The organism is Actinoallomurus soli (assembly GCF_024055715.1).
Taxonomy (GTDB): domain Bacteria; phylum Actinomycetota; class Actinomycetes; order Streptosporangiales; family Streptosporangiaceae; genus Actinoallomurus; species Actinoallomurus soli.
Genome location: NZ_JAMXMV010000036.1, coordinates 45,484 through 64,417 on the forward strand (window position 1 = coordinate 45,484; position 18,934 = coordinate 64,417).

At 71.3% G+C, this 18,934-nt stretch carries 18 protein-coding genes and 1 tRNA gene; 12 read left to right on the forward strand and 7 right to left on the reverse strand.

Annotated features, from left to right (window positions below; all coding sequences use genetic code 11):
- Positions 1–85: 85 nt before the first annotated feature.
- A complete protein-coding gene (locus tag NDW01_RS40720; RefSeq protein WP_252829885.1) occupies positions 86–970 on the reverse strand; it encodes a LysR family transcriptional regulator in 885 nt (294 codons plus the stop codon).
- Between the two features lie 129 nt (positions 971–1,099).
- On the opposite strand from NDW01_RS40720, the gene NDW01_RS40725 reads away from it, so the two are divergent.
- Positions 1,100–2,347: an MFS transporter gene (locus NDW01_RS40725; RefSeq protein ID WP_252829886.1), complete on the forward strand. Its 1,248-nt coding sequence runs from the start codon at positions 1,100–1,102 to the stop codon at positions 2,345–2,347.
- Positions 2,348–2,438: 91 nt separating this feature from the next.
- Here the strand turns inward: NDW01_RS40725 and NDW01_RS40730 are convergent, their stop codons facing one another.
- On the reverse strand, positions 2,439–2,909 hold the full coding sequence (locus tag NDW01_RS40730; protein WP_252829887.1) for a DUF2231 domain-containing protein: 471 nt from the start codon (positions 2,907–2,909) through the stop codon (positions 2,439–2,441).
- A gap of 118 nt (positions 2,910–3,027) precedes the next feature.
- Positions 3,028–3,876 carry a DMT family transporter gene (locus tag NDW01_RS40735; protein WP_252829888.1) on the reverse strand — a complete coding sequence of 283 codons (849 nt, stop codon included), beginning with the start codon at positions 3,874–3,876 and terminating at the stop codon, positions 3,028–3,030.
- Between the two features lie 52 nt (positions 3,877–3,928).
- On the opposite strand from NDW01_RS40735, the gene NDW01_RS40740 reads away from it, so the two are divergent.
- From NDW01_RS40740 to NDW01_RS40755, 4 genes are read left to right on the forward strand one after another with little or no spacing between them, the layout of a single operon-like run.
- Positions 3,929–6,280, forward strand: coding sequence for an HAD-IC family P-type ATPase (locus tag NDW01_RS40740; protein ID WP_252829904.1), 2,352 nt, complete (start codon positions 3,929–3,931; stop codon positions 6,278–6,280).
- A 47-nt stretch (positions 6,281–6,327) separates the two neighbouring features.
- Positions 6,328–6,507 (forward strand): ribbon-helix-helix domain-containing protein, encoded by a 180-nt coding sequence (locus NDW01_RS40745; protein WP_252829889.1) that lies wholly within the window; start codon positions 6,328–6,330, stop codon positions 6,505–6,507.
- A 1-nt stretch (position 6,508) separates the two neighbouring features.
- A complete protein-coding gene (locus NDW01_RS40750; RefSeq protein ID WP_252829890.1) occupies positions 6,509–6,853 on the forward strand; it encodes a VOC family protein in 345 nt (114 codons plus the stop codon).
- A gap of 22 nt (positions 6,854–6,875) precedes the next feature.
- Positions 6,876–7,733, forward strand: a complete 858-nt coding sequence (locus tag NDW01_RS40755) for a class I SAM-dependent methyltransferase (protein WP_252829891.1) — start codon at positions 6,876–6,878, stop codon at positions 7,731–7,733.
- A 121-nt stretch (positions 7,734–7,854) separates the two neighbouring features.
- Here NDW01_RS40755 and NDW01_RS40760 read toward each other — a convergent pair whose 3' ends face one another.
- Positions 7,855–8,505: a TetR/AcrR family transcriptional regulator gene (locus tag NDW01_RS40760; protein ID WP_252829892.1), complete on the reverse strand. Its 651-nt coding sequence runs from the start codon at positions 8,503–8,505 to the stop codon at positions 7,855–7,857.
- Positions 8,506–8,585: 80 nt separating this feature from the next.
- Here NDW01_RS40760 and NDW01_RS40765 point away from each other — a divergent pair, with 80 nt between their 5' ends.
- Both NDW01_RS40765 and NDW01_RS40770 read left to right on the forward strand, forming a co-directional pair.
- Positions 8,586–9,239 carry a CatB-related O-acetyltransferase gene (locus NDW01_RS40765; protein WP_406567807.1) on the forward strand — a complete coding sequence of 218 codons (654 nt, stop codon included), beginning with the start codon at positions 8,586–8,588 and terminating at the stop codon, positions 9,237–9,239.
- Positions 9,240–9,277: 38 nt separating this feature from the next.
- A complete protein-coding gene (locus NDW01_RS40770; RefSeq protein ID WP_252829894.1) occupies positions 9,278–10,588 on the forward strand; it encodes an erythromycin esterase family protein in 1,311 nt (436 codons plus the stop codon).
- Positions 10,589–10,675: 87 nt separating this feature from the next.
- Here NDW01_RS40770 and NDW01_RS40775 read toward each other — a convergent pair whose 3' ends face one another.
- The 3 genes from NDW01_RS40775 to NDW01_RS40785 all read right to left on the reverse strand — a co-directional run bounded on the left by NDW01_RS40775 (position 10,676) and on the right by NDW01_RS40785 (position 15,374).
- Positions 10,676–12,919 (reverse strand): glycoside hydrolase family 3 N-terminal domain-containing protein, encoded by a 2,244-nt coding sequence (locus tag NDW01_RS40775; protein WP_252829895.1) that lies wholly within the window; start codon positions 12,917–12,919, stop codon positions 10,676–10,678.
- 143 nt (positions 12,920–13,062) lie between these two features.
- A complete protein-coding gene (locus NDW01_RS40780) occupies positions 13,063–14,211 on the reverse strand; it encodes an ROK family transcriptional regulator (protein WP_252829896.1) in 1,149 nt (382 codons plus the stop codon).
- Between the two features lie 140 nt (positions 14,212–14,351).
- Positions 14,352–15,374: a M48 family metallopeptidase gene (locus NDW01_RS40785; protein ID WP_252829897.1), complete on the reverse strand. Its 1,023-nt coding sequence runs from the start codon at positions 15,372–15,374 to the stop codon at positions 14,352–14,354.
- Between the two features lie 140 nt (positions 15,375–15,514).
- Between NDW01_RS40785 and NDW01_RS40790 the strand changes: the two genes are divergently transcribed.
- The 5 genes from NDW01_RS40790 (at position 15,515) to NDW01_RS40810 (ending at position 18,892) form a co-directional block, all read left to right on the forward strand.
- The gene (locus tag NDW01_RS40790; protein WP_252829898.1) at positions 15,515–16,786 is read left to right on the forward strand and encodes a phenylacetate--CoA ligase family protein; all 1,272 of its coding nucleotides are present in this window, start codon (positions 15,515–15,517) and stop codon (positions 16,784–16,786) included.
- 233 nt (positions 16,787–17,019) lie between these two features.
- Positions 17,020–17,622, forward strand: coding sequence for a nicotinate-nucleotide adenylyltransferase (nadD, locus tag NDW01_RS40795; protein WP_252829899.1), 603 nt, complete (start codon positions 17,020–17,022; stop codon positions 17,620–17,622).
- A gap of 35 nt (positions 17,623–17,657) precedes the next feature.
- Positions 17,658–18,065: a ribosome silencing factor gene (rsfS, locus tag NDW01_RS40800; RefSeq protein ID WP_252778755.1), complete on the forward strand. Its 408-nt coding sequence runs from the start codon at positions 17,658–17,660 to the stop codon at positions 18,063–18,065.
- Complete coding sequence (locus NDW01_RS40805; protein WP_252829900.1) at positions 18,062–18,700, forward strand: histidine phosphatase family protein; 639 nt, start codon at positions 18,062–18,064, stop codon at positions 18,698–18,700. Before rsfS ends, NDW01_RS40805 begins: the two co-directional genes overlap by 4 nt.
- Positions 18,701–18,819: 119 nt before the next feature.
- A tRNA-Ala gene (locus NDW01_RS40810) sits at positions 18,820–18,892 on the forward strand.
- Positions 18,893–18,934 lie beyond the last annotated feature (42 nt).

Consider the following 18,934-nt stretch of genomic DNA (forward strand, 5'->3'; position numbering starts at 1 on the left):
CCGAGTGCGGCCACCGGACGGCAGGGCCGGCTCACACCGAACGCTGATCAAGAGTTACCGCTTCATCGCTCCCCGTGGGCCGGGCTCAGTCCGCCGCCGCTGCCGCCCGTACGTCTCCGGTCGGGCGGGCCGTGTCGCGGACGCCTCCGGCCGCGGCGTACAGCAGTTCGCGGACTGCGTCCTCGCGGTCGGCGCGCCAGACGAGGCGCAGCGCGATGTCGGGCGTGACGATCGGATGGCCGACGAGGGCACCCGAGCGGAGGTCCTCGGCGACGGCGAACTCCGGCAGCAGCGCCGCGCCGAGCCCACGGCGCACCCATCCGTGGATGACGGTGACCGAGCCCAGCTCGGTACGCTCGCCGTCGGTGCCCAGCACGCGGTCGGCGATGATGCGGAACGAGCAGCCCGGCGGCGTCACGAGAAGGCGGTCACGGGCGGTTCCCGGGGCGGTGACGTACGCCAGCGGGACCTCCTCCACGTCGAGGAAGTCCAGTCGCGGCGGCGCGTCGAACCCCAGGCCGCCCACGGCCGGGCCGCTGTCCAGGAGCAGCCCGGCGTCGAGTGAGCCGGCCTCGACGCCGGCGAGGACGTCCCGGCGGTTCAGCGGAGCCACCTCGACGTTCAGGCCGGGGCGGCGCACCGCGAGGCGCTCGACGACGTCGGGGACCAGCACCGCGGCGAGCGTCTCCAGGGCCCCGAGCCGTACGACGGCCGGCCGGCCGGTCACCTCGCGGCGTGCCTGATCGGCCTGGTCGAGCAGCCGCCGGGCCCAGGTCCTCATGCGCCGCCCGGCGTCCGTGAGACGCATGCCCTCCGGCGTCCGGTCGAACAGGGAGACGCCGAGTGACCGCTCCAGCGCCCGTACCTGCTCGGAAACGGAGGAGGGCGCAAGGTCCACGGCGATCGCCGCGTCGGTGACCGTGCCCTCGGTGGCGACGGCGAGGAACGTGCGCAACTGCCGGAACTCCACGCTGACCTGGCCTTTCGGTTCTGCCGAACGGGGCGTTCGCCGCCGCCGGTGGAGGGCGGCGGGCGGGTGACGCGACCGTGGGTGCATCCCATTCTCCTGGAGTCTCACGTGTCAACGGAAACCCTTCCGATGTCCTCCCGGGCGAGCCGGCTGTTCGGCCTGTCGCTCGGCTACTTCCTGGTGCTGCTGGACACCACCGTCCTGACCGTCGCCCTGCCCGACCTGCGTGCCTCGCTCGGTGGCGGGGTCGCCGGGCTGCAGTGGGCGGTCACCGGCTACACGGTGACGTTCGCCGCGCTGCTGCCCACCGCCGGCGCGGTGTCGGACCGGTTCGGCGCGCACCGGGTGTTCACCGCCGGTGTCGCGGTGTTCGGCCTGCTGTCCCTGCTCAGCGCGGGCGCGCCGATCCTGCCGGTCCTCGTCGTCCTGCGGGCGCTGCTCGGCGCGGCGGGCGCGCTCTGCCTGCCGAGCTCGCTGGCGATCATCACTCGGCTCTACCCCGTTCCGGCCGAGCGCGGGCGGGCCCTCGGCGCCTGGGCCGCGATCACCGGATGCGCGCTGGCGGCCGGCCCGGTCGTGGGCGGGCTGCTGGTGTCGGCCGGCGGCTGGCGGGCCGTGTTCCTCGCGAACGTCCCGGTCGCGCTGGTCAGCCTTCTGCTCGTCCGCGGCATCCAGGTGCCCGCAACGGGGCGGGCCATCGACTGGCGGGCGCAACTCGTCGCCTGCGCCTTCCTGGCGGTGCTCACCGACGCCATCGTCGACCGGCGGGTCGTGTCGGCGGTCGCGGCGGGCGTCCTGGCCCTGGTCATGGTGGTCGTCGACCGGCGCAGCGCATCCCCGGCCGTCCCCGGCGCGGTGATCGCCGAGCCGGCCGTACGCCGTGGCCTGATCGCGGGCGCGGCCGTGAACTTCGCCCTGTCGGGCGGTCTGTTCGTGCTCACCCTCTCCTTGCAGCGTCACCTGGGCCCGGTGGCCACCGGCCTGGCGTTCCTGCCGCTGACGCTGCCGACCGCGTTCAACCCGCTCGTCACCGGCCGGCTGGTCGCGAGGTACGGGCCGCGCCCGCCGGTCCTGGCGGGGCTGACCCTGCTGACCCTCGGCTGTCTCGCCGCGCCCTCGGTGTCCTGGCTCGGCATGCTCCTGATCGGCTTCGGCGTGTCCTTCTCCCTGCCCGCCCTGGTCACCGGAGTCGTGCAGGCGGCACCCGAGGGCGCGGCCGGCGTGGCGAGCGGCCTGCTCAACGCGGTCCGCCAGGTCGGCGCCACGCTGGGCGTCGCCGTGATGGGCGGCCTGGCGACCGGAACCGCATTCGCCGTGGCGGCGGCGCTCTGCCTGGCCGCAGGCCTCATCCTGGCGATCGGCGGTGGCCGCTCCTGATGATCGGGGAACCCACGACTCGGAAGTCGTGGGTTCCCGATGCGGTCGATCAGACGTCTTTCCGGCCGTGCTGATCGGCCGGTTCGAGGAGCTACTTCGTCCAGACGGCCTTTGCGCCGCTGTGGCCGGCGAGCACGACCTCGACCACACCTCCGACTCCGCCCACCAGGGCCATCGCGGCGAGGACGACCGTCACGACGGGGCGCCACCGAGGTCTGGGGCCGTCGGCTACGCCACGCGTCCGCTGGAGGAGGTAGATCAAGAGGCAGATGCCGGCGACTGCCAGCCACAGCACGATGACGAACGGCAACGCCTGCTCGCCCTGCTTGGCGTGGGCCTCGACGAGTTCGCTCTCCCCGACGCGTTCTTCGAGGGACTCGCCGCTCTGGGTGGTCAGCGGCACGGCGATCAGACCGATGGTGGCGACGAACAGGACCGCCGGCCACAGGCGCCGCGCCGCGGCGGGCCAGAATGCCATGAGGATCGCGCCGAGCGCCGCCAGCGGCACGCAGACCACGACGGCGTGGGCGACCAGCGGATGCAGCGGCAGGCCGAAGACCATGTCCGTCTCCTACCCCAGGCGGACTCAACGGGCCGCAACGAGCAGGCCAAGACCGGAAGTGCTGATGACCGGCTCACCGAGGGCGAGCTGCGGTGCCGAACGCTTCGGCGAGGTAGGCCTAGGCCCGTACGAGGGGCGATCTGTCCAGGATGATGATCCCGGTGACGGCCAGGAGTCCTCCGAGGATCTGGATGGCCAGGGCGCCAGAAGAGGCGAGACGTTCCTGGAAGATCCGGGTACCGATCAGGACGGCGCCGATCGGCTCGAGGGTGTCGATGAGGGGCAGGCTGATCGCCAGTGACCCCGCCTGGTAGGAGCTCTGCGCCAGGAGCAGCCCCGTACCTCCGATGACGAGCAGCGCGTACGGCTCCCAGTGCCACAACGCGGCCCAACCGTCGTTTCGAAGAAGATCGGCGGCGGCCTTGGTCAGAGCGTCGAGCAGCGCGAAGAGCAGCCCGGCGGCGGCCGCGTACAGGCCCGCCCGACGCCTGCCGGGATTGCGGAGCCCGGCCGAGACCAGCACGGTCACCAATGAGGCGGTGACCAGCAGGAGCGGCAACCAGCCCCCTAGTCCTGGTGCGGTCACGCCGGCGGTATGGGGCAGCACCACCAAGAAGGCGGCCACCCCGCCCGCGGTGCATGCCGCGCCGGCCACCTCGGCCGGGGTGAGGCGCTGTCCGCGACGCCAGGCGACCAGAGGGAGAGCGAACAGCAGGTCGGTCGAGGCCAATGGCATCACCAGCACCAGGGAGCCGAAGGCCAGGGCGACCCCCTGGATGAAGTACGAGGCCACCGACATGCTGATACCGACCAGCCACAGCGGCCGGTGTGCCAGCGCCCAGAGCAGCCGCGGCCGCAGGGATTGCGCTTCGGGCATCGAGGAGGCCGTGGCCTGTTGCACGACGGCGGCGACGCCGAAACAACACGCCGCCGAAAGAGCGGTCAGCACAGCGATGGCAGTGGCCACGATCACAGCATGCTCGCTGGTCGCCGCGGGTGCACGTACCGTCGGAGGCGTGATGGGATTGACCAGCGCCCAGGTCACCGAGCGGATGGCGCGCGGTCAGGTCAACGACGTGCCCGCCCGGTCCTCCCGCTCGACCGCCGCGATCGTGCGGGCCAACGTCTTGACTCGTTTCAATGCGATCATCGGCACGTTGTTCGCCATCGTGCTGGTGGTCGGCCCGATCCAGGACGGCCTGTTCGGTCTGGTGGTCGTCGCCAACACGGGGATCGGGATCCTGCAGGAGCTGCGCGCGAAGAAGGCCCTGGACGCGCTCGCCGTCATCGGCCAGGCCAGGCCCATCGTTCGCCGTGACGGCGCGCCCGTCGCCCTTCCCGTCTCCCAGATCGTGCTGGACGACGTGATCGAGCTGGGCAGCGGTGACAAGTGCGTTGTCGACGGCATCGTCGCCTACGCTGATGGGCTGGAGATCGATGAGTCGCTGCTGACCGGCGAGCCCGACCCCGTCTCCAAGCATCCCGGCGATGCGATCATGTCCGGCAGTTTCGTGGTGGCCGGGAGCGGCGCCTACACCGCTACCAAGGTCGGCCGCCATGCGTACGCCGCCCAGCTCGCCGAGGAGGCCGGCCGCTTCACCCTGGTGCGTTCCGAACTGCGCTCCGGCATCAGCCGCATCCTGGCGTACGTGACGTGGATGATGATCCCCGTCGCGGTCGCGCTGATCATCGGCCAGCTGTACCTCTATCACCATGACTGGCGTCAGGCGGTTCGGCGGATGGTCGGCGGCATCGTCCCCATGGTCCCCGAGGGCCTGATTCTGCTGACATCGGTGGCCTTCGCGATCGGGGTGATCCGGCTGGGCCGCAGGAAGTGCCTGGTCCAGGAACTACCCGCGATCGAGGGGTTGGCCCGGGTGGACACGGTCTGCCTCGACAAGACCGGAACCCTCACCCAGGGCGGCATGCGCGTCACCGACCTCATTCCGCTCGACGGCACCGGCGCGGCGCGGCCCGCCTCCGCGCTGGCCTGTCTGGCCGCCGCGGACCCGCGTCCCAACGGCAGTCTGCAGGCCATCCTCGACGCCTACGGAGATCAGCGCGACGGCTGGGGCTGCGCCGCGTCGCTGCCGTTCTCCTCGGCCCGCAAGTACAGCGCGGCCGTACTCGACAGTCCCGACGGCCGGCGTACCACCTGGCTGCTGGGCGCTCCCGACGTCCTGTTGCCCACGGGCGATCCGCGACTGGCCAGGGCCGACGCCCTGGCGGCCCGGGGGCTGCGTGTCCTCCTGCTCGCCCAGACCACCAAGGGGCTGGATGATCCCGCCCTGGCCCGCGACGACACCCCTGTGGCCCTGGTCGTTCTCGATCAACAGGTGCGTTCCGACGCCGCCGCCACACTGCGGTACTTCGCCGAGGAGGGCGTCGCCGCCAAGGTCATCTCCGGCGACAGCGCTCTGGCCACCGGGGCGATCGCCGCCCGGCTCCGCCTGCCGAATGCCGAGCACCCCCTCGACGCCCGCGGGCTCCCCGCCAGCGCCGCGCAGATGGCCTCGGCGGTTGAGAAGGCCACCGTCTTCGGGCGCGTCACCCCGCGGCAGAAGCGCGACATGGTGGGGGCCCTCCAGTCACGCGGTCACACGGTGGCGATGACCGGTGACGGTGTCAACGACGTTCTCGCCCTGAAGGACGCCGACATCGGTGTCGCCATGGGAACCGGCAGCGACGCCACCCGCGCCGTCGCCCAGATCGTGCTCCTGGGGAACGACTTCGCCGCCCTGCCCGCCGTGGTCGCCGAAGGCCGGCGGGTCATCGGCAACGTCACGCGAGTCGCCAATCTCTTCCTCACCAAGACCGTCTACGCGGTCCTGATCGGCCTGCTGGTGGTCATCTGGCGGGTCCCCTACCCGTTCCTGCCCCGTCACTCCACGTTGTTGTCGACGCTCACCATCGGCGTCCCCGCCTTCTTCCTGGCGCTGGCCCCCAACACCGAACGCGCCCGGCCGCACTTCGTCCGCACCGTCATGCGGTTCGCCCTGCCCAGCGGGATCATCGCCGGCACGGCGACCTTCGCCACCTACCTGATCGCCCGCCACCACTACCGCGGTACGACCGCGACGGCCGCAGCCACCAGCGCCGCCACTTTGACGCTCTTCCTGATCTCCTTGTGGGTGCTGGCCATCATCGCCCGCCCCTACACGCGATGGCGCGCGGCCCTGGTCGCCGCCATGGCCGCGGCCTTCGCCGCCGTGCTCGTCGTGCCGTGGCTGCAGCACTTCTTCGCCCTGAAACTGGTCGGGTTCCAGATCCCCTGGACGGCCGCCGGCATCGCGGCCCTCGCCGCGGCGGCACTCGAGGCGGCCTGGAGACGAACCAGGCGCGCCGGATCTCAGGGGGCGGGGGAGAAATAGTCCTGCTCTCGCTGGAGGCTAGCATCCTAGGGTGCTAGCATCCGCTCGTGGGCGATGAGGAAGTCAAGCAGTTCAACGTGTACCTGCCGATCGGGCTGATCAAGCAGGTCAAATACCGCGCCATCGAGTCGGGCATGTCGTTGTCGGCGCTGGTCGCCGACGCGTTGCGCGCCTACCTCGATGACGCCCACGGGCACGAAGAGCGACCGAAGGAGCAGGAGAGCTGACATGACGACCGAAGGAATCGAGGCCGTGTTCCTGGAGACCCACAACTGGGGCAGGGCGGCGAAGTTCTTCCAGGCGCTGGGCTACGAGCTGGAGTTCGAGACGGACCACAGCTCGGGCCAGTTCCGCAACGGCGACGGGCCGTACGTGTTCGTCGCCGAGGTCCCCGAGGACCGAGAGCCTCAGACGCGGATCGTCTTCAAGACGCCGGACGCGGACGCGTTCCGTCCCGACCCGGCCGTCGAGGTGGTCACGCCGTTCGAAGAGACCCATTACGGGACCAGGGAGATGACCGTCCGCGACCCCGACGGACGTCTGTGGAGCCTCCAGGCTCCCGCCGGGAACTGACCGCGGTGGGAAGGGGGACATCATGACGGCCGAGCAGACCGTGGCCCCGGATCACACCGCGGTGCGGACCGCCCTCTGGCGGGCGATGCACCTCCAGGTCGACCCACCGCCCCATGTGGTCGAGGACGAGATCGGCCTGCGGCTCGCGGCCCCGGGCGACGGCTGGCGCGACCGCCCGGACATGGACCCGCAGGCCACCCGGGGGTTTCGGGCGGCCATCGTGGCCCGCGCCCGGTTCATCGAGGACCTGATCGCCGGGCAGGCCGGCCGCGGCGTCACCCAGTACGTCATCCTGGGCGCCGGCCTGGACACCTTCGCCCAGCGCAGGCCGGAGCTCGCCGCCCGCCTGCGGATCTTCGAAGTCGACCAGCCCGGTCCGCAGGCATGGAAGCGCCATCGCCTCGCCGACCTCGGCTATGGGATCCCCGACGGGCTGCGCCTGGTGCCGGTCGACTTCGAGGCGAGTGAAGACTGGCTGGAGCGGGTGGTCGCCGCCGGCTTCGACACCGGCCGGCCGGCGGTCATCGTCTCCACCGGCGTCAGCATGTACCTCACCAGGGACGCCACCGCGGCCACCCTGCGCCAGATCGCCGGGCTCGCGCCCGGCTCGACGCTCGCGATGAGCTTCCTGCTTCCGTTCGAGCTCCTCGACGAAGCCGACCGGCCCGGCCTTCGGGCGAGCGAAGAAGGCGCGCAGACGTCCGGAACGCCGTTCGTCAGCTTCTACACCCCGTCCGAGATGCTCGCGCTGGCCCGCGAGGCCGGCTTCACGGACGTGCGGCACGTGTCGGGGAGGTCGCACGCCGAGCGCTACTTCGCCGATCGCGCCGACGGCCTTCGACCCTCGAGCGGAGAGGACCTGCTGCTGGCCACCACCTGACCCTCGCCGACACATCACTCCGAGCGCGGAGGCCGCGGGGGATCGGTGATCGCCCCGCGGCCTCCGCGGTCTCAGGCCCGGACACCGGTGCTACGGCCCTCGGGTGCCGGGGAGGAGTCCGTCAGGTGCCGGTGGTCGGCGGGAATTCGGTGAAGGCGCCGGCGGATGCGGCGAGGGCCGCGGTTCTGGCCGCGTCGTCGGGCAGGTGCGGGTCGGGCGGCGTACGGAGCAGCACCAGGTGGTGATACAGCGGCGCGGTGGCGGCGATGAGCAGGCGCCGAGCGTCGGTGTGCGGCGGGAGCTCGCCGCGGCGGACGGCCCGGGTGACGATGATCTCACAGCGGGCGTACCGGTCCTCCCAGAGCCGCCGTTGGGCGCGGTCGGCCTTCTCGGAGCGGAATGAGGCGGCGATCAGGGCCGCGACGATCGGCGGCTCGGCGGTCAGGGCCGCCTGGATCTCGTGGTTCAGCGCCGCTAGGTCGCCTTCCAGGGAGGCGGTGTCCGGGGGCTGCCACTCGTCGTCGCTCGCCGCGTCGAGGACGTCGGCGAGCAGGCCGCCGACGTCGCCCCAGCGGCGGTACACCGTCGCGCGGTGCACGTCCGCGCGGGCCGCGACGGCGTCCATGGTGAGCCCGTCGTAACCGTGCTCTCCGAGCTCCGCGAGGACCGCGTCGAGCACCTGTGCGCGGATACGGGCGGTGCGGCCGCCGGGGCGGCGCCGGATCGGTCGCGCCGGGCGGGGGTCGTCCGGTCGTGGGGCTGAGGGAGTCATGGCTGGCAATCCGGTTGCTCAAGGGAAGGGCGTCGTGACAGTATCTTAATGCAGCAGTTGTCGCACTAGTGGAGTGATCGATGCCGGCTTTCCCCGCAGACCCGACCGTGGTGCATCCGATGCCCGAACAGCCGCGTGTCGTGCTGTTGAAGCCGCTGATCACCTCACCGTTGATCGAGGTCGGGGAGTTCTCCTACTACGACGATCCGGATGATCCGATGGCCTTCGAGACCCGTAACGTGCTCTACCACTACGGGCCGGAGAAGCTGGTCATCGGGAGGTTCTGCGCCCTGGCCGAAGGCGTGCGGTTCCTCATGAACGGTGCCAACCACCGCATGGACGGCCCCTCGACGTTCCCTTTCCCGATCATGGGCGGTTCCTGGGCCGAACACTTCGATCTCATCACCGGTCTGCCCGGACGTGGTGACACCGTGGTCGGCAACGACGTCTGGCTCGGTTACCGGTCCATGGTGATGCCGGGCGTCCGCATCGGGCACGGGGCGGTCATCGCCTCCGGCTCCGTCGTCGTCGACGACGTCCCGGACTACGGCATCGTCGGCGGCAACCCGGCCCGGCTCATCCGCCGTCGCTACAGCGACGCGGACGTCGACCGCCTCCTGGCTCTGGCCTGGTGGGACTGGCCGCTCCAGCACATCACCGAGCATCTCCGCACGATCATGTCCGGCAGCGTCAGCGACCTGGAGAACGCCGCGCCCGCGCTCCCGCACCAGTGATCCACCCGCGTTCCAGCACTGAGAATCGAGCTGCCGGCATGTCTGTCTCGTCCGACCACGACCCTTTCGTCGGCTGGCTTCGCGCCCATGCCGTCCCCCTCACCCACCTCGAACCTGACGCGCCGCTCGATGACCTGGAGCCGCTGCGCGAGGTCATCGGCGACGCGCGCGTGGTCGCGATCGGGGAGAACTCCCACTTCATCGACGAGTTCTCCCTCCTGCGCCGACGCATCCTGCGGTTCCTGGTCGAACGCTGTGGTTTCAGCGTCCTGGCCTTCGAGTACGGCTTCAGCGAAGGCGTCCCCCTCGACGCCTGGGCTCAGGGCGAGGGTACGGACGATGACCTGTCGACCCACCTGGCCGGCACGATTCCCGTGGGAGTCGAGGAGCCGCTGCGCTGGATCCGCCGGCACAACCGCACGGCCTCACGACCGGTGCGCTTCGCCGGGATCGACATCCCGGCGGCCGGCGGGTCGTTGCTTCCCGCCCTCGCCCCGGTCGCCGACTACCTGCGCGAGATCGATCCCGAAGCCCTGCCGGCGGTCCAGTCGGCGATGCGGATCGCCGAATCGTTCGCCGGGGCCTCCGCGGCCTCGGCCGCACCGGCCTGGACCCGCCTGGCGACCGCCGAACAGGACGCCCTCAGCGCGATCCTGATGCGCCTGCTCATCCGGTTCCGTGCCGTCGAACCGCTGTACGTCTCCCGCGGCGACCAGCGCGGCTACGACATCGCCCTGCGCCGCATCGAGGCCGCCTGCCATGGGGACTACGGCTTCCGCGCCATGGCCGACCTCTTCGCCGGAAGCGGTCTGACCGCCGACACCTCGGCCCGGGACGTCTACATGGCCGGATCGGTCCGGTGGCACCTGGAGCGCTCCGAACCCGGAACCCGCGTCGTGCTGGCGGCTCACAACGCCCACATCCAGAAGACGTCGGTCTCGTTCGACGGTCACCTCACGGGGCTGCCGATGGGGCAGCACCTGCACCGTGTTCTCGGTGACGAGTACTTCGCCCTCGGCCTGACGAGCGTCGACGGGCACACGGCCGACATGCGCCCCGACGAGAAGGCGCCCTTCGGTTTCGCCGTCGACGACACCGCGCTGGAGCCGCCCGAGCCGGGAAGCGTCGAAGCCGCGTTCGCCGATGCCGGCCTCGGGCTCGGCCTCGCCGATCTTCGCCGGGCACGCCGGGAGACCCCTGGCGCCTCCGGCCCCGACCGCATCCGTATCCAGAGCGCCTATGTGCACACTCCCGTTCTCGACGCGTTCGACGGCGTCCTCAGCACCTCGACCTCCACCGTCACCGACGGCGTCCGACCGAAGGACCGAACGAGCCGTACGGCCGGCTGAACGCCACCGTGCAACGCGGAGGCCGCGGGGGATCGGTGATCGCCCCGCGGCCTTCGCGGTCTCAGGTCCGGCCTGCGGCCGGTCCGGTCAGTTGATGGTCAGGTCGGTGGACTTGTCGCCGGCGACGATCTTGTACTGGCCCGGGAGCACCGCGCGGGTGCCGGAACCGTTGATGTCGCCCTGCGTCACCGCGAGCCGGGAGCGCGGGAAGGACAGCGACACGGTGGTCGACTGGCCCGCCTTGAGCGGTACGCGGGTGAAGGCGACGAGGCGGTTCGGCGGGGTCAGGATCCGGCTGACCGGCAGCTGGGCGAAGACCGGCACGACGAAGTCGCCGTCACGGGAGCCGGTGTCGGCGACCTTCACCGACACCTTCACGGTGCTGCCGCCGGAGACCGACACGCCCTGCACGGCGTACGTCGTGTACGACAGGCCCGCGCCGAAGGCGAACAGCGGGTCGTAGCCGGAGCTGGTGCCGCTGTTGGTGCCGTTGAGCTGCTGGTAGAACATCGGCTCGTCGCCGGTGCTCTTCGGCCAGGAGACCGGCAGGCGGCCGCTCGGGTTCGCCTTGCCGAACAGGACGTTCGCCACGGCCGTGCCGCCCTCGCTGCCGGGCAGCCAGGACATGAGCAGCTGCTTGGCGTCGGCCGCCTTGCCGAGCACGAGCGGCCGGTCGGCGACGACGTCCACGATCACCGGCTTGCCGGTGGCCTGCAGCCGGTCGACGAGGTCCTGCTGGTCGGCGGACAGCTCCGGAAGCTCCTGGTCGTTGACGCCCTCGGCGCCGGGCTTGTCGCCCACGACGACGATGGCCGCGTCGGCGCTCTTGGTCTGGTCGACCGCGTCGTCGGCGTTCGTGACGAGCTTGGCGTGGTCACCGACGACGTTCTTGATGCCCTGGTAGACGGTGACGCCGGGGTCGTTGACGCCGTCGGGGATGCCCTGCCAGGCGATCGTCCAGCCGCCGTCCTGGTTCGGGATCGAGTCGGCGCTCGGGCCGGTCACGACGACCTTGCCGATGCCCGTGGAGAGCGGCAGCACGTTGCCATCGTTCTTCAGCAGGGTCTGCGACTCGGTCGCCGCCTTGACGGCGAGGTCCTTGTCCGCGCCGAGCGCGATCCCGTTGGCCTTCGACGCGTCCACGTACGGGTGCTCGAACAGACCGAGCTTGAACTTCAGCGCCAGGATCCGGGACACCGCCTCGTCGAGGCGGTGCCTGCTGACCGCGCCGCTCTTCACGTCGTCCAGCAGCCCCTGGACGAAGCCGTCGACCTCGCCGGGCGGCAGCATGCCCATGTCGACGCCGGCGTTGACCGCGATGGCCACCGCGCCCGCGTACGTGTCGGTCAGGTGGTACGACGTGCGCAGCGCGTCGACGTCGTTCCAGTCGCTGACCACCACGCCCTTGAAGCCCCACTGCCGGCGCAGCAGGTCGGTGAGCAGGTAGTGCGAGGCGTGCGCCGGGATGCCGTTGATCGACCCGGAGTTCACCATGACGGTGTCCGCGCCCGCGTCCACGGCCGCCTTGTACGACGGCAGGAACGTGTCCTGCAGGTAGCGCGGGTCGATGTGGGACTCGGTGCGGTCGTGGCCGTTGAACGGCGCGGAGTATCCGGCGAAGTGCTTCACCGTCGCGCTGACCTGCCCGGTCTTCTGCAGGCCGCGGACGTTGGCGGCGCCGAGCTCACCGGCGAGGTACGGGTCCTCGGAGTAGGTCTCGTAGAAGCGGCCCCAGCGGGTGTCGCGCGAGATGTCCTGGACCGGCGCGAAGTCCCACTGCGGCCCGGTCGCCTTCACGGCGCGGGCCGTCGACTCGCCCATCGCCTCGGAGACCTGCGGGTCCCAGGTCGCGCCGACGCCGATCTGCTGCGGGAACTTGGTCGCGCCGAGCACGTTGTTGTGGCCGTGGACGGCGTCCACGCCGTACACGATCGGGATGTGCAGCCGGGAGTGGTCGATCGCGTACTTCTGGACCGCGTTCACCATGTCGGCCCAGTCCTTGGGGGTGTTGTTGACCGGGGTCTCGCCGCCCCCGGACAGCACCGAGCCGACCTTCAGGTCGCCGAGGACGTGCTGCATGCACGAGTCGACGAGGGCGCCGCCCGACCACTGGCAGTCACCCTGCATGTTCACGACGGCGGGCTGGGCGAGCTGGCCGACCTTCTCCTCGGTGGTCATGCGCTTGAGGAGGTCGGCGACGCGGGCGGAGATCGAAGCGTGCGGGTCGAGGTAGCGGACCTGGGCGCTGGCGCCCGTCGCGGTCAGGGCCAGGCCCGACGCGGTGATCGCTACGGCCGTTCCGATACGGGCGGCCTTGATCCGGAGTCTCATCAAGCGGTGCTCCAGGCGGGGGTCAGGAGGGACGAAGCCCTGCGATCAAAGACCCAACCCAGGACTTAAATCAAGACCTGAACGCAAATTTGGCCGAAGCCTGCCATCCGCGTTCAGGACTTGAAATCGGCCGCGTGCGAGCCCTAGACCGCCTCCCAGGCGTTCATGACCAGCGCCAACGCGCCGAGGACCTCCGAGCGGTCGCCGAGCACGCCGGGCACGATCGACACGAGCGCCGCGGCGCTGGCGACGGCCGAGCGCCGTACGGCCTCGACCATCGGCTCGATCAGCAGGTCGCCCGCCCGTGCCAGGTCGCCGCCGACCACGACCAGGCGGGGGTTGAGCAGGTTGCACAAACTGGCCACGCCCGCCCCGGCGTACCGCCCGGCGTCGCCGACCGCGCGCCGGCACGGGGCGTCCCCGGCCAGCGCCAGCTCCACGATCCGCGCCGTCGTCAGGCCGTCACCGTGGGTCGGCCGCAGCAGGTCGGCGAGGTAGCGGCCCCCGGCGTACGTCTCCAGACAGCCGCGGTTGCCGCACCGGCACATCGGGCCGTCCTCGTTGAGCGTGATGTGGCCGATCTCACCGGCCGTGCCGCCCGGACCGTGGAAGACCCGGCCGCCGATGACGATGCCCGCCCCCACGCCGGAGGCGATCTTGATGTAGGCGGCGTCGGTGTGGCCGCGCGCCGCGCCCCAGGTGACCTCGGCCAGCGCGCCGAGGTTCGCGTCGTTGTCCACGTGCACGGGGCGGCCGAACCGCCGCCGCGCCTCCCCGGCCGCCTCGATGCCGGCCCAGCCGGGCAGGATCGTGCTCGATCCGAGAGTGCCGCTCGCCGCGTCGATCGGGCCGGGGACGCCGAGCCCGATGCCCAGCACGTCCTCCCGCGTCGCGTCGACGGTGTCCAGCAGCCCGTCCATCAGGCGCTCGGCCGCCGCCAGCCCGTCGGCGGCGGAGGCGCCCACGTCGAGGGGCATCGCCTGCTCCGCGACGACCTCACGGGCCAGGTTGCCGATCGCCACGCGCAGGTGCGAGTGGCCGAAGTCGACGCCGACGGCCAGCCCGGCGGCGGGTGCCAGCGACACGGCGCGGGCGCGGCGGCCGCCCGCCGACGTGGGCGTCGTGACCAGCACGCCGCCCGCCGCCAGTTCCCGCACGATGTTGGAGACGGTCGCCCGCGACAGGCCCGTGCTCCGGGCGATCTCGGCCTGGGTGGGCGCTCCGGCCTCGCGCACGGCCTGGATCACCCGGCGCTGGTTCGCCTCCCGGAGCGACGACTGCGATCCCGGCATCGCGGATGAGCCTGGCGTCGGCATGGAGTCCCCTCGCGTTCACAAAGTGAACTCAAGATTACGCAAGAACCCCGTCCCGCAGCGCCGAAGCCCGGGTGCGGCCCGCCCGGATCCCCCTTTCCGGTTCCGGCCGTTGGTGCTCAGTTCTCCCCGTCGCCGCGGGTGAACCGGCCGAACAGCCGCTCCCCGGCGTTGACGGCGCCCTCGGCGACGCCCTTGACGGTGCCGATGAACGGGTCCGCGCTGCGGTTCCAGGACTCCCGGTAGGCGTTCGCCGCGTTCTTGATCTCCTCGGTGATCGAGGCGCTGCCGTCGTCCGCCCGGCGCTCGTAGTCTCCGCCGAGGATCCGGGCGTACTCGCCGTCACGCGCCCAGTGGTCCAGCTCGGCGAACCGGATCACGGCGTACGGGTGCGAGCGGTTCAGCAGGTTGAGGAACTTCAGCAGCCCGTCCCGTACGTCACCGGCCGCGTCGTACTCCCGCGCCTGCTCCAGGAATGCCTCGCCGTCCATCTCCGACAGGCGCGCGCCGCCCGCCAGCTTCATCAGCGCCCGCTTGCCGGCCTCGACGTCCTGGCCCGCCAGCAGGCCGGCCCGGTCCGCCGACAGCTCGGACTTGCGCTGCCATTCGTTCAGCCCCATCAGGATCGCCGCGATCGCGATGTTCCCGAGCGGGAGCCAGGCGATCCGAGCCCCGAGGTTGGTGAGGATCATGGCCATCGTCCGGTACACCGCGTGCCCGGACAGGACGTGCCCGACCTCGTGTCCGATCACGAACCGCAGCTCCTCGTCGTCGAGGAGGTCGATCAGGCCCGTGTTGAGGACGATGAACGGGTTGTCCACGCCGATCGTCATGGCGTTCGGCGCCGGGTCCTGCGTGACGTACACCTCCGGGACCTTGGGCAGGTCGAGGATGTAGGCGCTGTCCCGCACGATGTCGTGGATGTGGCGGTACTGCCTTTCGCCCGCGCGTACGGTGCCCCCCAGGAACATCAGGCGGATCGCGCGCTCGCTGAACAACCCGGCGAGGCGCCGCAGCACCGTGTCGAAGCCGCTGAGCGACCGGAGGGCGACGAGCGCCGACCGGTCCGCGGGGTGCTCGTAGGCGCGGGAACTGATCCCCGGAAAGCGGGTGCGAGAACGGTCGGGTGTGTTGCTCGTCATATTCGGCATGCTATGTCTGACGGCCGGTCAGAGCACGGAGTTCCCCAGGCGCGATCCGGCCAGGTCCGCTCCGGCCGCGCGCAGGACGTTCCCCGGATGACCCCTTGCGCGGCCCCGCGCGGCGGGGGTCTACTCCCTCCATGACGGAGGCGTACGGGCCGGAGCCCGCGGAGACGATGTCGCGCGACGAGCTCGCCGCGGTGCGGCAGCGCCGGCTGCGCGACCTGATCGACCGGCTGATCGCGGCGGACGGGCTGCAGGGCGGCCGGCTGCGCGCGGCGGGGGTCGACGGCGGCCACGACGTCACGCTCGACGACCTGCACCGGCTGCCCTTCACCACCAAACAGGACCTGTGGGACTCCTACCCGTACGGCATGCTCACCGTCCCGATGGAGGAGGTCGCCGCCGTACACGGGTCCAGCGGCACCGGCGGGCGGCCCACCCTCGTCGCCTACACCCGGCGGGACCTGGCGCTCTGGGGGCGGATGTGCGCGCGGTCGCTGGCCTGCGCGGGCGCGGCGCCCGGCAGCGTGGTGCACAACGCGTACGGGTACGGCCTGTTCACCGGCGGCCTCGGCATCCACCAGGGCGCGCTGGCCCTCGGCGTCACCGTCGTGCCCATGTCGGGCGGCATGACCGAACGCCAGGTCCGGCTGCTCGCCGACCTGCGCCCCGACATCCTGACCTGCACGCCGTCGTACGCCGTGCGGCTGGGCGAGGCGGCGCGCGCGGCCGGGATCGAGCTGCGCCTCAAGGCGGGCCTGTTCGGGGCCGAGCCGTGGTCGGAGGGGCTGCGCTCGACGATCGAGGAGCTGCTCGGCCTCGCCGCCCTGGACATCTACGGCCTGTCGGAGATCATCGGGCCGGGCGTGGCGACCGAGTGCCTGGAGCGTTCCGGGCTGCACGTGAACGAGGACCACTTCCTCGTCGAGGCGGTCGACGCCTCCGGCGCGCCGGTCCCGGACGGCACGCCGGGGGAGCTGGTGTTCAGCACGCCGAAGGAGGCCATGCCGCTGCTGCGGTACCGCACCGGCGACGTCGCGTCGCTGTCCCACGAGCCCTGCCCGTGCGGCCGCACGCTCGTCCGGATGAGCAAGGTGCTGGGCCGCCGTGACGACATGCTCGTCATCCGCGGCGTCAACGTCTTCCCGCGCCAGATCGAGTCCGTCGTCGTACGGCACGCCTCGCCGCACTATCAGGTCGTCGTCGACCGCCGGACCCCGATGCCGCGGCTCGTCGTCGCCTGTGAGGGCGCCGGACAGGGGCTCGCGCCGGCGCTCGCGGCGGAGCTGGGCCTGTCGTGCGATGTACGGGACCTGCCGTCCGGGACGATCCCGCGCGTGGACGCCGGCAAGGCGGTCCGCGTGGTCACCTGGGACTCGGGAGAGCCACCGCTTCCCGGGCTCGACTGATCGACCGCCGAGGAGATCGCCGCGTGAGTCCATCCCACCGAATGTCCGGGAATTTCCGGCTTCGGCCGGGGGACGATGTCGAAGACGGGGAGATGACGACGCCCGCCTCCGATAAGGAGGGGCGCGGTGAAACACCGGAGGCGCATGCTTACTAAGGTCGCCGCATGAGCGAGCGCAGCGAGCGAGACGACGCACGCGGCGCCTCGGGTCACCCGTCCGGCGAAGGAGGGCGCATGACCGCCCCGCGGCGTCGTCGTATCGGAATCATGGGCGGCACGTTCGACCCCATCCACCACGGTCACCTGGTGGCGGCGAGCGAGGTCGCCCACCTGTTCCGGCTGGACGAGGTCGTCTTCGTGCCGACCGGCCAGCCGTGGATGAAGGAGGGCCGCAAGACCTCGGCCGCGGAGGACCGTTACCTGATGACGGTCATCGCGACCGCCTCGAACCCGCAATTCTCGGTCAGCCGGGTCGACATCGAGCGGCCCGGGCTCACGTACACGATCGACACCCTCCGCGAGATGCGCGAAATATACGGCCCCGACGTCGAGTTGTACTTCATCACGGGTGCCGACGCGCTGGCTCAGATGCTGACGTGGCGTGACACGGATGAGCTGTTCCGGCTCGCGCATTTCATAGGGTGTACCCGGCCCGGACACAACCTCGCCGACCCCGGCCTTCCCGAGGGCGGTGTCAGCCTGGTCGAGGTGCCCGCGCTCGCGATCTCCTCGACCGAGTGTCGCGAGCGGGTACGAGCCGGGGAACCGGTCTGGTACCTCGTCCCAGACGGAATCGTGCAGTACATAAACAAACGGGGGCTTTATCGTGACGGTTGACGGTAACGCCCCACGAGGAGGATAACGACCACACCGTGACCGCATCCGAGAGGGCCAACCAGCTGGTCCAGATCGCCGCCGAGGCTGCGGCCGAGAAGCTGGCCGACAACATCATCGCGTACGACGTGAGCGACCAACTCGTCATCACCGACGCGTTCGTCCTGTGCTCGGCGGCCAACGACCGCCAGGTCCGCTCCATCGTCGACGAGATCGAGAAGAGGCTGCGCGAGGACGCCGGCGCCAAGCCCATCCGCCGCGAGGGCGAGCGCGAGGGCCGCTGGGTGCTCCTGGACTACTCCGACATCATCGTGCACGTCCAGCACGAGGAGGACCGCGTCTACTACGCGCTCGAACGCCTGTGGAAGGACTGCCCGCCGGTGCCACTGCCCGAGGACATCAACGCCCATTCGGAGCAGCGCGTACGGGCCGGTGACGGTCAGTGACCGAGGCGCGCAAGATCGTGCTCTGGCGGCACGGTCAGACGTCCTGGAACGTCGAACGCCGCTTCCAGGGCTCCACCGACATCCCGCTGGACGACACGGGACGCGAACAGGCCACACGGGCCGCACGGCTCCTCGCCGCGCTCCGCCCGAGCGCCATCATCGCGTCCCCGCTGCAGCGCGCGGCCCACACGGCCCACGCGCTCAGCGCGGTCACCGGCCTGCCCGTCACCGCCGACCGCGACCTCATCGAACGCGGCGGCGGGGAATGGGAGGGCCTGACCAACGCCGAGATCCGGGCGAAGTACCCCACCGAGCACGCCCTCTGGCAGCCGCCCGGCGGTGAGACCGCCGAACAGGTGTCCAAGCGGGTCACCGCCGCCTTCGAACGGGGCCTCACCCGGATCCCGGCGGCCGGCCTGCTCGTCGTCGCCTCCCACGGCGCCGCGCTGCGGCTCGGCATGCTCCGCTGGCTCGGCTTCCCCGAAGAGCTCTGGGGCCGGTTCGGCGGCCTGTCCAACTGCTGCTGGTCCGTCCTCGAAGAGGGCCGCAGCGGCTGGCGCCTCGCCGAGCACAACGCCGGCACTCTGCCGGAACCGGTGCTCAGCGACGACCGCGCCGCCGAGGGCGACGCGTGACGTTCGGGTGAGCCGTTCAACCTGGTCAGGGCCGTGACGGGCATTCGATTACAGGTCTGGTCGCGGATTCCTATAGACTGGCGCAGCACCGAACGGGGGAAACCCCGATCGGAAAGCGCGGGGCTATGGCGCAGTTGGTAGCGCGCCTCCATGGCATGGAGGAGGTCTGGGGTTCGAATCCCCATAGCTCCACTCGGGCCGAGGGCCGGTGTGGTCGGAAACTTGGGTTTCCTC

Excerpts from the sequence above, each read along its gene's own strand:
- NDW01_RS40750 (WP_252829890.1), top strand. The coding sequence starts at position 6,509 with ATGACGACCGAAGGAATCGAGGCCGTGTTCCTGGAGACCCACAACTGG.
- NDW01_RS40725 (WP_252829886.1), top strand. The coding sequence starts at position 1,100 with ATGTCCTCCCGGGCGAGCCGGCTGTTCGGCCTGTCGCTCGGCTACTTC.
- NDW01_RS40765 (WP_406567807.1), top strand. The coding sequence starts at position 8,586 with ATGCCGGCTTTCCCCGCAGACCCGACCGTGGTGCATCCGATGCCCGAA.
- NDW01_RS40760 (WP_252829892.1), bottom strand. The coding sequence starts at position 8,505 with ATGACTCCCTCAGCCCCACGACCGGACGACCCCCGCCCGGCGCGACCG.
- NDW01_RS40775 (WP_252829895.1), bottom strand. The coding sequence starts at position 12,919 with ATGAGACTCCGGATCAAGGCCGCCCGTATCGGAACGGCCGTAGCGATC.
- NDW01_RS40740 (WP_252829904.1), top strand. The coding sequence starts at position 3,929 with ATGGGATTGACCAGCGCCCAGGTCACCGAGCGGATGGCGCGCGGTCAG.
- NDW01_RS40755 (WP_252829891.1), top strand. The coding sequence starts at position 6,876 with ATGACGGCCGAGCAGACCGTGGCCCCGGATCACACCGCGGTGCGGACC.
- NDW01_RS40780 (WP_252829896.1), bottom strand. The coding sequence starts at position 14,211 with ATGCCGGGATCGCAGTCGTCGCTCCGGGAGGCGAACCAGCGCCGGGTG.
- NDW01_RS40770 (WP_252829894.1), top strand. The coding sequence starts at position 9,278 with ATGTCTGTCTCGTCCGACCACGACCCTTTCGTCGGCTGGCTTCGCGCC.
- nadD (WP_252829899.1), top strand. The coding sequence starts at position 17,020 with ATGACCGCCCCGCGGCGTCGTCGTATCGGAATCATGGGCGGCACGTTC.
- NDW01_RS40730 (WP_252829887.1), bottom strand. The coding sequence starts at position 2,909 with ATGGTCTTCGGCCTGCCGCTGCATCCGCTGGTCGCCCACGCCGTCGTG.
- NDW01_RS40785 (WP_252829897.1), bottom strand. The coding sequence starts at position 15,374 with ATGACGAGCAACACACCCGACCGTTCTCGCACCCGCTTTCCGGGGATC.
- NDW01_RS40790 (WP_252829898.1), top strand. The coding sequence starts at position 15,515 with ATGACGGAGGCGTACGGGCCGGAGCCCGCGGAGACGATGTCGCGCGAC.